Origin of the sequence: Enterobacter sp. HMSC16D10 (assembly GCF_001807145.1) — a bacterium.
GTDB classification, from domain to species: Bacteria; Pseudomonadota; Gammaproteobacteria; order Enterobacterales; family Enterobacteriaceae; genus Enterobacter; species Enterobacter roggenkampii.
The window spans coordinates 252,233-265,185 of record NZ_KV787878.1 but is presented as its reverse complement, the minus strand read 5'-3'; the positions used below and the strand labels follow the sequence as shown (position 1 = coordinate 265,185).

At 54.4% G+C, this 12,953-nt stretch carries 12 protein-coding genes, 1 pseudogene and 1 riboswitch; of the genes and pseudogenes, 7 read left to right on the top strand and 6 right to left on the bottom strand.

Features of this window, described 5'->3' with window-relative positions:
- Positions 1-58: 58 nt before the first annotated feature.
- From HMPREF3143_RS12155 to rlmA, 6 genes and pseudogenes are all read left to right on the top strand, one after another.
- Entirely contained in the window at positions 59-349 is a 291-nt protein-coding gene (locus HMPREF3143_RS12155; RefSeq protein WP_008500484.1) for a YebO family protein, read from the top strand.
- 24 nt (positions 350-373) lie between these two features.
- Positions 374-1,363 (top strand): MBL fold metallo-hydrolase, encoded by a 990-nt coding sequence (locus HMPREF3143_RS12150; protein ID WP_084832176.1) that lies wholly within the window; start codon positions 374-376, stop codon positions 1,361-1,363.
- Between the two features lie 525 nt (positions 1,364-1,888).
- Positions 1,889-2,033, top strand: a pseudogene (locus HMPREF3143_RS12145) (DUF2627 domain-containing protein).
- 13 nt (positions 2,034-2,046) lie between these two features.
- Positions 2,047-2,256 (top strand): transcription antiterminator/RNA stability regulator CspE, encoded by a 210-nt coding sequence (gene cspE / locus HMPREF3143_RS12140; protein WP_070533197.1) that lies wholly within the window; start codon positions 2,047-2,049, stop codon positions 2,254-2,256.
- A 219-nt stretch (positions 2,257-2,475) separates the two neighbouring features.
- Positions 2,476-4,194: a peptidoglycan glycosyltransferase FtsI gene (gene ftsI / locus HMPREF3143_RS12135; RefSeq protein WP_045335016.1), complete on the top strand. Its 1,719-nt coding sequence runs from the start codon at positions 2,476-2,478 to the stop codon at positions 4,192-4,194.
- A gap of 65 nt (positions 4,195-4,259) precedes the next feature.
- A complete protein-coding gene (rlmA, locus tag HMPREF3143_RS12130; protein WP_032675027.1) occupies positions 4,260-5,075 on the top strand; it encodes a 23S rRNA (guanine(745)-N(1))-methyltransferase in 816 nt (271 codons plus the stop codon).
- Here rlmA and mntP read toward each other — a convergent pair.
- The 5 genes from mntP to manX all read right to left on the bottom strand — a co-directional run bounded on the left by mntP (position 5,072) and on the right by manX (position 9,227).
- Complete coding sequence (gene mntP / locus HMPREF3143_RS12125) at positions 5,072-5,638, bottom strand: manganese efflux pump MntP (RefSeq protein WP_039266936.1); 567 nt, start codon at positions 5,636-5,638, stop codon at positions 5,072-5,074. The two genes, rlmA and mntP, sit on opposite strands and share 4 nt — an antisense overlap.
- Positions 5,639-5,648: 10 nt before the next feature.
- Positions 5,649-5,838: riboswitch (yybP-ykoY riboswitch) on the bottom strand.
- Between the two features lie 198 nt (positions 5,839-6,036).
- A complete protein-coding gene (locus tag HMPREF3143_RS12120; protein ID WP_023293940.1) occupies positions 6,037-6,495 on the bottom strand; it encodes a DUF986 family protein in 459 nt (152 codons plus the stop codon).
- Positions 6,496-6,550: 55 nt separating this feature from the next.
- On the bottom strand, positions 6,551-7,402 hold the full coding sequence (locus HMPREF3143_RS12115; protein WP_006810994.1) for a PTS mannose transporter subunit IID: 852 nt from the start codon (positions 7,400-7,402) through the stop codon (positions 6,551-6,553).
- Between the two features lie 12 nt (positions 7,403-7,414).
- The gene (manY, locus tag HMPREF3143_RS12110) at positions 7,415-8,215 is read right to left on the bottom strand and encodes a PTS mannose transporter subunit IIC (RefSeq protein WP_008500490.1); all 801 of its coding nucleotides are present in this window, start codon (positions 8,213-8,215) and stop codon (positions 7,415-7,417) included.
- 46 nt (positions 8,216-8,261) lie between these two features.
- Positions 8,262-9,227 (bottom strand): PTS mannose transporter subunit IIAB, encoded by a 966-nt coding sequence (manX, locus tag HMPREF3143_RS12105; protein ID WP_008500491.1) that lies wholly within the window; start codon positions 9,225-9,227, stop codon positions 8,262-8,264.
- Between the two features lie 461 nt (positions 9,228-9,688).
- Between manX and yoaE the strand changes: the two genes are divergently transcribed.
- A complete protein-coding gene (yoaE, locus tag HMPREF3143_RS12100; RefSeq protein ID WP_008500492.1) occupies positions 9,689-11,248 on the top strand; it encodes a CNNM family cation transport protein YoaE in 1,560 nt (519 codons plus the stop codon).
- Between the two features lie 6 nt (positions 11,249-11,254).
- Here yoaE and HMPREF3143_RS12095 read toward each other — a convergent pair whose 3' ends face one another.
- Positions 11,255-12,853 (bottom strand): EAL domain-containing protein, encoded by a 1,599-nt coding sequence (locus HMPREF3143_RS12095; protein ID WP_032675024.1) that lies wholly within the window; start codon positions 12,851-12,853, stop codon positions 11,255-11,257.
- Positions 12,854-12,953 lie beyond the last annotated feature (100 nt).

Here is a 12,953-nt window from a genome sequence, read left to right as displayed (position 1 = left end):
ACGTGATTTCCTTCCTTCACGCCAGTGGTAAAATAGACGTTTTTATTGAGGTGGTGAAATGGGTGAGTTACTGAATTCAGGGTTGCTGAATATGGCATCCCTGATGATTTCTTTGGTGGTTCTGCTTGTGGGGCTGGTCATCTGGTTTTTCGTGAATCGGGCCAGTTCGCGTACAAATGAGCAGATCGAACTGCTGGAAGCGCTGCTCGATCAGCAAAAACGCCAGAATGCATTGCTACGCCGTCTTTGCGAGGCTAACGAACCGGAAGAGAAAGACGCGCCGAAAGACGCGGTCGCTGAAGATAACAAAGACGAAGACGACTTTATCCGCCTGGTGGCTGAGCGTTAATCTTTTTTGTCCTGGGAGGTGGCTGTGGTCTGGAAAAATCCCTGGTATGACCCCTCCCTGAAACATCATACCCCGAACGGTTTTCGTAATACCCTTTCTGTCGGACATCAACCCGGTGACCTTGACCGTTGGCGTAAAGCGCGCAAAGAGGCCGGTTTACCGAAGCCGCCCGCGCTGGGTTATGACGATTTCATCCGCCAGTGGTGGCAACCGGTTGAGCTTGCGGCATCTCATGAAGATGGGGTGTGGTGGCTCGGACACGCGAGTGTGTTGCTGCAGCTGGACGGCAATATCATCCTTACCGATCCGGTGTTTTCACGACGTGCTTCTCCGCTGCCTTTCCTGGGACCCCAGCGCAAAACGCCTCCCGTACTGTCTGTCGAGCAACTTCATCAGCTTGATGCGGTTGTCATCTCCCATAATCATTACGATCATCTTGATGACGCAACCATTCGCAGAATCCTCAAGCGCTTTCCCGACGTCTGTTGTTTCGTTCCGTTGGGCCTGGCCGACTGGTTTCGTCGCCGGGGAGCAAAACGCGTGGTCGAACTCGACTGGTGGCAGAGTTTCACCTGGCAGGGGATGACGCTGACCGCCGTGCCGGCACAGCACTGGAGCATGCGCACGCCATGGAACCGCAATCGTTCCTTATGGTGCGGCTGGGTGATGGAAGGACGGCATCACCGTTTCTGGTTCAGCGGTGATACCGGCTATTCGCCTGAGCTGTTGTTGATTCCTGAACGCCTGGGCCAGATAGATGCCGCCGCGTTGCCGATTGGTGCCTATGCCCCACGATGGTTCATGGCTGTTCATCATATGGATCCGCAATCAGCGGTGGCATTGTGGCAGCAGTTGGGTTGCCCTCTTGCGTTTCCCATTCACTGGGGCGTGTTTGAACTGGCAGATGAAGCTTTAGATGAACCTGTGCAGGAGTTAACTGACGCGCTCGATAATTTAGCACCAGTTAATCATTCTTTCAGGATACTGAAAATTGGTGAATATTTATCCTTCTAAACGAAGCGATAAATTGTTGCATATATTCTTGATGTAAACGCGCCTGGGAATGTTTTATTTTTATCGAAACGTTTTGCTTGCCTTCTTTTGATGCAGAGTCATAAAAATTTCATTATTTTGGTGCATAACGCTGTTTATTCGCTGGTGCATTTTAATACAGATGGAAGCGGGTTTTTAACAGTGTTTTTTCTCTGAAACAATTTGGTCGCGTTACAATGATTTAAGCATAACTTTTCACAAATTGTTCTAACTCAATCAGGACGAAAGATTTCTTTTCCTGGTTGCTGGACGGTTCGTAATGAATGAGCTATGTTAAAAAAGTCTTAGATTACAGCGGTTGTGCAAGCAATGCTGGGTCTTTGTTACGCAGCAGGGCTGTCTGTACGCGATGCGCATAATTGTGCAAAACCTGACAGGCACTGTTCGAATTTGTGCGGCGGATCGAGACATGTTTAAAAATGGCTTGCCATATTAAACATAGTGTGTGATAACACGTTTTGGGTCAAACGAGGTACAGTTCTGTTTATGTGTGGCATTTTCAGTAAAGAAGTCCTGAGTAAACACGTTGTCGTTGAATACCGCTTCTCTGCCGAACCTTATATTAGTGCCTCATGCAGTAATGTCTCAGTTTTATCTCAGTTAATGCCTGCGGGCTAAGAAAACACTCTAAGGAATTTTGCAAAATGGCAAAGATTAAAGGTCAAGTTAAGTGGTTCAACGAGTCTAAAGGTTTTGGTTTCATTACTCCTGCTGACGGCAGCAAAGACGAGTTCGTACACTTCTCTGCAATCCAGGGTAACGGCTTCAAAACTCTGGCTGAAGGCCAGAACGTTGAGTTCGAAATTCAGGACGGCCAGAAAGGCCCAGCTGCAGTTAACGTAACTGCTATCTGATCGAACCGCTGCTGACTGAAGTGCCCGGCACTTCACTCTCAGACATAAAGCCTCGCCTGTCGCGGGGCTTTTTTATGTCCCTTATCTTTCAAAATATTACCATCCACGGTCTTGTTAGTAACTTGTTGCAAAGCTGCGAGGTTAGTAGCACTGTTTTGCCACCCTAAACCCATCTTTTCCCGTTAAATCAGTGCGTTGTTTTACAGTCCTGGGGTTCAGGTGAAGAAGAAATCGATAGCGACCGTCGGAAATTTCACGCCGGCGCGTTTTGTGCTGCTCTGTTTAGCTATTTTTTGTAGTCTGGCTTTTCTGCTGGGCCGCGTTGCCTGGCTGCAAATCATTAAGCCTGACAATCTGGTGAAGCAGGAAGATATGCGATCCCTCCGCCAGCTGGCGATTGATGCGCCGCGCGGCATGATAATGGATCGCGAGGGCCGCCCTCTGGCGGTGAGCGTGCCTGTCCAGGCCGTCTGGGCCGATCCTAAGACGGTGCTGGCAAAAGGGGGCGTCAGCCTTGATGAGCGCTGGCAGGCGCTGGCCAGCGCGCTGCATCTCTCCCTCGGCACGCTCTCGGCACGCATCAACGCCAACCCGCAGGGTCGTTTTATTTACCTTGCCCGCCAGGTCGATCCGGCACAGGCAAAGTGGATCGATAAACTGAATCTGCCCGGCATCAATTTACGCGACGAGTCCCGCCGTTTTTATCCTGCTGGCCATGTGGCTGCGAACCTGATTGGTTTCACCAATATTGACGGGCAGGGCATTGAAGGAGTGGAAAAGAGCTTCAACGCCCAACTCACCGGCAAGCCGGGCGTGCGTCAGGTAAGGGAAGATCGCTACGGGCGCGTGGTTGAAAACCTGACAGAAATCGCGCCCTCACCGGCGCATAACATTCAGTTAAGTATTGACGAGCGGCTGCAAACCATCACCGAAGATGCGCTCGACAATGCCGTGGCCTGGAACAAGGCCGAGTCGGGGGCATCGGTATTAATTAATATCCCAACCGGGGAAATACTCGCGATGGCGAGCTATCCGGATTTCAATCCCAATAATCGGGAAGGCGCGACGATAAATGATTTCCGCAACCGCGCGATCAGCGATACGTTCGAACCCGGTTCGACCGTCAAGCCGCTGGTGCTGATGACGGCCCTGCAGCAGGGCCTGGTCCAGCCGGACAGCGTGATTGACACCCATCCGTATACCCTTGACGGGCATCGCATTCGCGACGTGGGCTATTACCCTGAGCTGACGATGACCGGGATCCTGCAAAAATCGAGCGACACCGGCGTTTCCCGGCTTTCTCTGGCGATGCCCGTTCAGCACCTTATTGATACCTATCGAAACTTTGGTTTTGGCACCAATACGGGGCTTGGCTTAACGGGGGAAAGTTCAGGGCTGTTGCCACAGCGTAAATACTGGAGCCAGCTCGATCGCGCGACTTTTGCCTTCGGCTACGGGCTGATGGTCACGCCGCTCCAGCTGGCCCACGTCTACGCCACGATTGGAGGGTTTGGGCTTGAGCGTCCTCTCTCCATCACCCGCATCGATCCCCCCGTTATCGGGCACCGCGTCATGCCGGAAGAGATTGCGCACGAAGTGGAGCACATGATGGAGAGCGTTGCGCTGCCGGGCGGCGGTGGCGTCAAGGCTGCCGTACGTGATTACCGGGTGGCGGTGAAAACCGGCACGGCGAAGAAAATTGACGATAGCGGGAAGTATGTCGATAAATACGTCGCCTACACCGCGGGCGTTGCGCCTGCCAGCAATCCGCGTTTTGCTCTGGTGGTGGTGATTAACGATCCGCAAAACGGGGCCTACTACGGCGGTGCCGTCTCCGCGCCTGTCTTCAGCGAGATTATGGGTAACGTGCTGCGTCTGGAGAATATCAAACCTGACGGATTACCGGCGGGGTCCGAACACCTTATCGTCATGCGCTAACCGGGCGTTTATAACAGGGGCGAATAGCGGTACACTTCGCCCTTTGATTATGCTCCGGAGTAGCCATGTCCTTCAGCTGTCCCCTTTGTCACGCCCCCCTGACCTACTCAGATAAACGTTATACCTGTCCGCAGGGGCATCAGTTTGACCAGGCAAAAGAAGGCTACGTGAATCTTCTGCCGGTGCAGCATAAGCGCTCGCGCGATCCTGGCGACAGTGCAGAGATGATGCGGGCGCGCCGCGCGTTTCTCGATGCCGGGCACTATCTGCCGCTGCGGGAGACCGTCGCGCAGAGGCTGAATGACATTCTGCCTGCTTCCGCCACCGCCATGCTCGATATCGGCTGTGGGGAAGGGTACTACACCGCACGGTTTGCGGAGGTTGCTCGTGAGAAGGGCGCACAGACATTCGGTCTGGACGTGTCGAAAGTGGCCATTCGCGCGGCGGCAAAACGTTATACCGACGTGACGTTCTGCGTGGCGTCCAGCCACCGGCTGCCGTTTGACGATGCCAGCATGGACGCGGTTATCCGCATCTACGCGCCGTGTAAGGCGGAGGAGCTGGCGCGCGTCGTGAAACCGGGCGGATGGGTGGTCACCGTGACGCCAGGTCCGCGTCATCTGATGGAGCTGAAAGGGCTGATCTACGACGAAGTGCGTCTCCATGCCCCTCATTCTGAACAGCTGGCCGGTTTTACCCTGAAGCAGGCGGAATCGGTGGCGTACGAAATGATGCTGAAAGGGGAAGAGGCCGTCGCGTTATTGCAGATGACGCCGTTCGCGTGGCGGGCAAAACCTGAGGTATGGGAAACGTTAGCGGCACACTCAACATTTCGCTGCCAGACGGACTTCAGCATCCACGTCTGGCAACGCGAAGATTAACCGGCGAAGTGTGCCCAGAGGATCTGGGCACCAATGCCAATCAGCACAATCCCCCCGAGGATCTCGGCGCGTTTACCCAGCAGCGGGCCGATAAACCGTCCGACCATCATGCCCAGCGTGGACATAATCAGGGTTGCACAGCCAATAGCCAGCGCGGTGGCGATAATATTGACCTGCAAAAATGCCAGACCGACGCCGACGGCCATCGCATCAAGGCTGGTGGCAATGGCCGTGGTGACCAGCAGCCAGAAGCCGTGGCGGTGCTGCGGCTCCTCGTTTTCATCATCGCCGCCGCGAAAACCTTCAATGACCATTCGGCCACCGAGAAACACCAGCAGGACGAAGGCAATCCAGTGGTTCCACTCCAGCACGAACTGGCTGGCGAGCATGCCGAGTCCCCAGCCGAGAAGCGGAGTCAGCGTTTCGATAGCGCCGAAAATCAGGCCGGTACGCAGGGCTTCTGAGAATTTAGGTTTGTGTAGCGTGGCGCCTTTCCCGATGGAAGCAGCGAATGCGTCCATGGACATGCCAAAAGCGAGAAGGATCGTAGCGGAGATATTCATAACAGCGTCCAGACCGGGGATATCCATATGACACATCACTGCCCCCAGTAAACAGCAGTTGATGTATCTATGGTCTCGCCTGATCGCAACGCACATAAGACATGCGGTAAGCGATCCGTACGTGCCACGTTTTTCAACGAGTATGTTGACACGTACATTTCCTGCGAACAGGAAATCGGCTACTCCCCAACGACGGGCGCAACCTTAACATATTTTGAGAATATAAAACAACAATGAAGAGGCATTATTTAAATCGTTTGTTGATAACGATTTTCATTTGTCTTTAAGCGTGAAAATATCGTTAACAAATAGAGATAAAATTAACGGTGGGGATATAGCTTTGGCTATATTGCTTGCGCAAAATAAACACAACTTATAGCCATTGCTATATAACTAACTCATTGAGTTTTAACAAGTAACTTGTATATCTTTTCCAGGTCATCAATATTCTTCACCCGAATAAGCAGGCGGCGTTGTTCTAATTGCATCACCAGCACGCCGTCCTCGGATAAATTCATCTCTTTAATACGGTTATATTCTATCCATACATTGGCGAAGAAGAATCCGTGGGATTTAAAAATGATTTTTGGTATGCGGATCCAGAACAGATAAATCGCCATTAATGCCAGCGCACATAATAACCATGTGGTTAATAATGCACCATGGCTGGTGACGTTATTGTAAATAAGAATGGCGATGAGGCCCACGAAGATAAAGGCATCCACGCGCCCGCGTCGTAGCAGGGGAAGGGAGAGCAGCGTCTCGCCGTGACGGCGCGGCATGATGAACTCGTCATAGATCGCATAAGCCAGAAGGGCAATAATAAATAAAACCAGTACGATGTCCGTGGCAGTCATTCATCCTCCAGATAAAAAAAACCGGGGGCAAGCCCCCGGCCTATAGCATTGATACTTACAGACCCAGCAGGCCGACGGCGTAACCCGCGATACCGATGACGAAGAAGCCAACGATAATCCACAGCGGGTTTACTTTCTTACGCAGCAGCCACATACAGGCGAAGGTCAACAGCAGCGGGACCAGGCCCGGCATCAGCTGGTCCAGAATCGTCTGCACGGTGGTGACGCGGGTCTGACCATCCTGTCCGGTAATGGTGGATACCACCAGCGGGATGTTCACGTGCGTCCACTTGTTAACCAGTGCCCCCATGACAAACAGGCCGAGGATTGACGCCCCCTCAGTCAGTTTCTGCAGGAAGCCGCCGCCCATGTCCTTAACGATGTCCACCCCTTTACGGTAGCCGTAGGCCACGCCGTAGTAACGGGTCAGCAGACGCACGGCGTTGAACAGGATGAAGAACAGCAGAGGGCCAAGCAGGCTGCCGCTCATCGCGATACCGGCACCCAGCGCCGCGAACACCGGACGCACGGTACCCCAGAAGATCGGGTCACCGACGCCGGCCAACGGGCCCATCAGGCCGACTTTGATACCGTTGATGGCACCGTCGTCAATCTCTGCACCGTTCGCACGCTGCTCTTCCATCGCCAGCGTTACGCCCAGAACGGGGGCCGCAACGTAAGGATGGGTGTTAAAGAATTCCAGGTGACGCTTGATGGCCTGACGGCGCGCTTCGTTATTTTCCGGATACAGGCGTTTGATCGCCGGTACCATGGAGAAGCAGAAACCCAGCGCCTGCATACGTTCGAAGTTCCATGAACCCTGAAACAGGTTAGAACGGATGAACACGCCACGAATATCACCCGGAGTGAGTTTTTTCTCGGTGGTAGTTTTTGTCATATCAACCATGTCGCTCACCTGTTAGTCCAGTTCGTTATCGAGATCGTTGTTACCAGCAGCCTGCGCTGGGGCACCCGCGACGCGGTTATATTTCGGGCTGAGCTGGATGTAGAGAATCGCCATTACCGCACCAATCACACCCAGCGCAACCAGGTTGAAGTTGGTGAATGCCGCGGTCACGAAGCCGAGGTAGAAGAACGGCATCAGGTAGCCTGCGCGCATCATGTTGATGACCATCGCATAACCAACGACCACGATCATGCCGCCCGCGATGTTCAGACCGCCGGTGACCACTTCAGGAATGGCGTTCAGCATGCTCTGGACTTCACTGGTACCGACGGAGATCGCAACGATAACCGCCGGGATCGCGATACGCATCGCCTGCAGGAACAGGGAAGAAACGTGGATCCACGACAGTGCCGTGAGGTTGCCGTTTTCGGCGGCCTTATCCGCTGCGTGCTGGAAGGCTACGGTGATAGTACGAACAATGATGGTCAGAACCTGGCCTGCGGCTGCCAGCGGGATCGCCAGGGCGATACCTGCACCAATACTCTGGTGACCGGCAATAACCAGAACGGTCGAAATGATAGAGGCCAGCGCGGCATCAGGCGCAACTGCCGCACCGATGTTCATCCAGCCCAGGGCGATCATTTCCAGGGTACCACCGATGATGATACCGGTTTTCATGTCACCCAGAACGGCCCCAATCAGCGTACAGGCCACCAGAGGGCGGTGGAACTGAAATTCATCAAGTACGGATTCCATACCCGCAATACATGCGACGACGAACACCAGTACAATCTGAAGAGTGGTAATCTCCATTGCACTTCTCCTATTACATAAACTTTATGTGAGAACCGGCGCGGGCTTATTTCCCAACTTTGCCGATCAAATCCATCATTTTCAGTTTTTGATCCGTGGAAACCTTACGGGCTTCCAGCTCAATACCGCGCGCATTCAGCTTGTTGAATGCCTCGATATCTTTCGCATCAACTGAAATGGCGTTGTTGACCTGCGTTTTGCCCTGACGGAAGGCCATACCACCAATGTTAACGGAGGTGATTTTCACGCCGCCTTCAACAATGCGCTCAACGTCTGTCGGGTTAGTGAACAGGAGCATTACGCGTTCGCCCGCATATTTCGGGTTGTTGTAAACGCGGATCATCTTGGCGACATCCACGACGTGCGCGGTAACGCCAGGCGGAGCAACCTGAGTCAGAAGGGTTTTACGAACGGTGTCGGCGGCCACTTCGTCGCTGACCACGATAATGCGTTGAACGTTGGTCTCTTTGGTCCAGCGCGTGGCAACCTGACCGTGGATGAGGCGGTCATCAATACGCGCAAGGCCAATCACCATGTAATCATTCGGACCCATCGGTTTTGCAGGCGCTGCCGCTTTCGGTGCCGCTGCGGGCGCAGGGGCAGGTTTTTCCACCGGCTGTGCTTTCAGGGCTTTCACCCCTTCACGGCCCGTTTCAACGGCCAGGGCCACCAGCTCGTCGAAAGACGGATTGTCGTCGCGCGCCATGAAGGTTTCCACCAGCATGGGGATATTGACCCCGGCGACAACTTCATAGTGCTCTTTATCGACGACAATGCGGCTGGCAGCATTGAACGGGCTGCCGCCCCATGTATCAACGAGAAACAGCACGCCCTTGCTGGTATCCAGCTTCGCGAGTTGAGCGTTGTACTTCTCAATCAGCGTCTCGGCGTTTTCACCGGGAACGAAATCGATCCAGCCGACGTTTTCCTGCTCGCCCAACAGCATCTCTGCCGTTTTGAGTAGCTGCTCAGCAGCCCAACCATGTGTGCCTATGACAATAGCAATGGTCACTTGCTACCTCCTTTTATTATCATTAATACGCCTGCCGGGCAGTCGTACTGAGAATCGTATTGGCGAACCGAATCGATTCAGATAAGGGTTAGAGTTCAAAAACTAAGACTTCCGCGAATTATTTTAGATAGTGAAAAAATAATTTATGTGATGAAGATCCGTAATTTAGCCACGCGCGACAGATTTATCTTAAGGGTACAGCCACTGTGTTACAGATCTTTGCAAAGGAACGTAAATCTTTGCTAAAAATGCATTGTGTCTGATATGTTTAGCCTCCGTTTAATTGTTCAGGAGTATAGGGCTACAGCCCACTATATGGACCGTCACCGACGTCAGTCATCTTTCAGGCCATTTCGCGCCTTTTTCACCGGCGATCCTCGCCACGTATCGACTCTGTCTGCCTCTGTTTTGCCCACGTTGAGTGGGGCACCGTTTCGTCATTCCTTTAGCAGGAGCTTGTCATGGAATTCTTAATGGACCCGTCAATCTGGGTAGGATTGCTCACGCTGGTGGTGCTGGAGATTGTTCTCGGCATCGATAACCTGGTGTTTATCGCCATCCTTGCGGATAAGCTGCCGCCAAAACAGCGTGATAAAGCGCGTCTGATTGGTCTCTCGCTGGCGCTGGTCATGCGACTGGGTCTGCTCTCCGTTATCTCGTGGATGGTCACGCTGACCAAACCGTTGTTCTCCGTCATGGATTACACCTTCTCCGGCCGTGATTTGATCATGCTGATCGGGGGGATATTCCTGCTCTTCAAAGCGACGACAGAGCTCCATGAGCGGCTGGAAAACCGGCAGCACGATGATGGTCACGGTAAAGGCTATGCCAGTTTCTGGGTGGTGGTGCTGCAGATCGTGGTGCTGGATGCGGTCTTCTCGCTGGATGCGGTGATCACCGCGGTCGGCATGGTGAACCATCTGCCGGTCATGATGGCAGCGGTGGTTATTGCGATGGCGGTCATGCTGCTGGCGTCGAAACCGCTGACGCGTTTCGTGAACCAGCATCCGACGGTGGTGGTGCTATGTCTGAGCTTCCTGCTGATGATTGGTCTGAGCCTGGTGGCGGAAGGCTTTGGCTTCCATATTCCGAAAGGCTACCTGTACGCTGCGATTGGCTTCTCGATCCTGATCGAGCTGTTCAACCAGATTGCGCGTCGTAACTTTATTAAGCAGCAGTCAAATCAGCCGCTGCGCGCCCGTACCGCGGATGCCATTCTGCGTCTGATGGGCGGTCGTCGTCAGGTGAACGTTCAGTCTGATTCCGAAAACCACAACCCGGTTCCGGTGCCGGAAGGGGCGTTTGTGGAACAGGAACGCTACATGATTAACGGCGTGCTCTCCCTGGCCTCCCGTTCGCTGCGTGGCATCATGACGCCGCGCGGGGAGATCAGCTGGGTCGATGCTAACCTGAGCGTGGATGAAATTCGCCAGCAGCTGCTCTCTTCACCGCACAGCCTGTTCCCGGTTTGTCGCGGCGAGCTGGATGAGATCATCGGCGTGGTCAGGGCAAAAGAGATGCTGGTCGCTCTGGAAGAAGGCGTTAACGTCGAAGCCGTTGCTGCTGCATCGCCTGCGATTGTGGTGCCGGAAACGCTGGATCCGATCAACCTGCTCGGTGTGCTGCGCCGCGCGCGCGGTAGCTTTGTTATCGTCACCAACGAGTTTGGCGTGGTGCAGGGGCTGGTGACGCCGCTGGACGTGCTGGAAGCGATCGCCGGTGAATTCCCGGATGAAGACGAAACGCCGGAAATTGTTGCCGACGGTGAAGGCTGGCTGGTTAAAGGTACGACCGACCTGCACGCGCTCTCGCACACGCTGGGGCTGGAAAACGTGGTCAACGATGAAGAAGACATCGCGACCGTTGCCGGTCTGGTTATCGCCGTGAACGGGCAGATCCCGCGCGTCGGCGATGTGATTGAGCTGCCGCCGCTGCACATTACCATTGTCGAAGCCAACGACTATCGCGTTGATATGGTCCGCATTGTTAAAGAACAATCTGCCCACGATGAAGATGAGTAAGTCTGCTTAACGCAGCGGCATTAAGGGCACGATGTGCCCGTTATGACGCGCTGGCGGGGGAGCACTTCCCGCCAGCCAGTCTGGAAAGTCCCGCAGCGGCATCGGCCGCGCATAGAAAAATCCCTGCAGCACAGGTACGCCGTGACGGCGTAAATAGCGCGCCTGCTCCTCAGTCTCAACCCCTTCCGCCACCAGCTCGATATTCAGCCGCTGGCCCAGCGCAATAATCATATCCGTCACCGTTGAATTCACGGCGTCGGTGCCGATGGCGGTCGTAAAAGACTGGTCAATCTTCAGGACGTCCGGGTGCAGCTTTTCAAGCCAGGAGAGGGAGCTGTTCCCGGTGCCGAAATCGTCGATAGCAAGCTTCACGCCTTTGCGATGCAGTTCACGCACGATGCGATAATCCGCGTCCAGCAGCGCATCCCGTTCCGTGAGTTCAATTACCAGCTGTTGGCGCGGACAGGCGCTGAACCAGAGACGGTTCAGATCCTGTATCAATACTGCGTGGCGGAAATGGCTGGCGGCGACGTTAATGCCGATGTGAAAACCGGGGCTGGATGGGAAGTAGCCTATCTGGCGCACCGTTTCGGCGATGACGTAGCGGGTCAGGGGGACAATCTGGTTATGTTCTTCTGCCAGAGGGATAAACACCTCCGGGGTGATCCAACCCTGACGGGGGTTATTCCAGCGCAGCAGGATCTCCACGCCAGTGCACGCCTGGGTGCGGGCATTCACCAGCGGCTGGCAGAAAAGCTCAAATTCCCGCGCCGCAATGCCCATATCGATCTCCCACGTAAAGCTCATCCGGTTTGCCGTCGCCAGCCAGGCGAGATAGCCCAGCAGCAGGCTGAGCATCAGTCCCAGCGGCAGCTGGGCGGGCAGGCTTTTTAAGGCTAACTCTCCGGGGCCAGGTCCGCCGACCGTAATCTTGAAAGGATTTTGGGTTGAAGACTGCTGGAAAAGGGCGCTCTCCTCATCAAACGTCAGGCTGTCGGTGACGCGTTGACCGTAGCGTAAAAAGCGATTGCCGACTGTCAGCACCACGTCACTGATGAGCGGACGCTGGGGCTCGAGGATCATTCTGGCGATCAGGTCGATATTGATAATCTCGACGACGCCATCTTCACCGTCCTGAGAGACGGGATACCACTGGATCAAAACAGGGCTGCCCTTAAGCAGCCACTGGTCGGTCGATAAAATCAGCTTCGCCGTGCTGGCGGGGAGCTCCTGAAGGACGTCACGCACAGGCTCGCTGCGGTTGCCGAAAATACTCGAACAGTACAGGATACCGTCTTCGATCAGGGCAATGGAGCGTACCGTCTGCAAAATGGCTGCCTGCTGCCGCAGCGCCAGCTGCACCTGCGGGCAGGGCTGCCCCACCAGCGGCTGCAGCACGTTGCGGTGGTTTTCCAGGGAAAGCAGAACGTTATCAAGGGCGCGAACGGTATGGCTGGTAAAATCGAGGATCCGCTGTTGGTTAACGTTGCGCTGGGAGATAAAGCGAATGCCTAGCGTCAGGATGAGCGTGAGGAGCGCAACCGTCACGCAGACGATAACGCGTTTTCGGCGATAGTTTTTAATGATCGTTTGTGCAGTTTGCATGAACGGTCGCCGGATAAGCCACCAGCCACAAAAGCCGGACGCAACAGTGAAAGTGTAGTGGGGAAAGCAGAAGGAGACGAGGAAGAAGAGGGAAATTCGC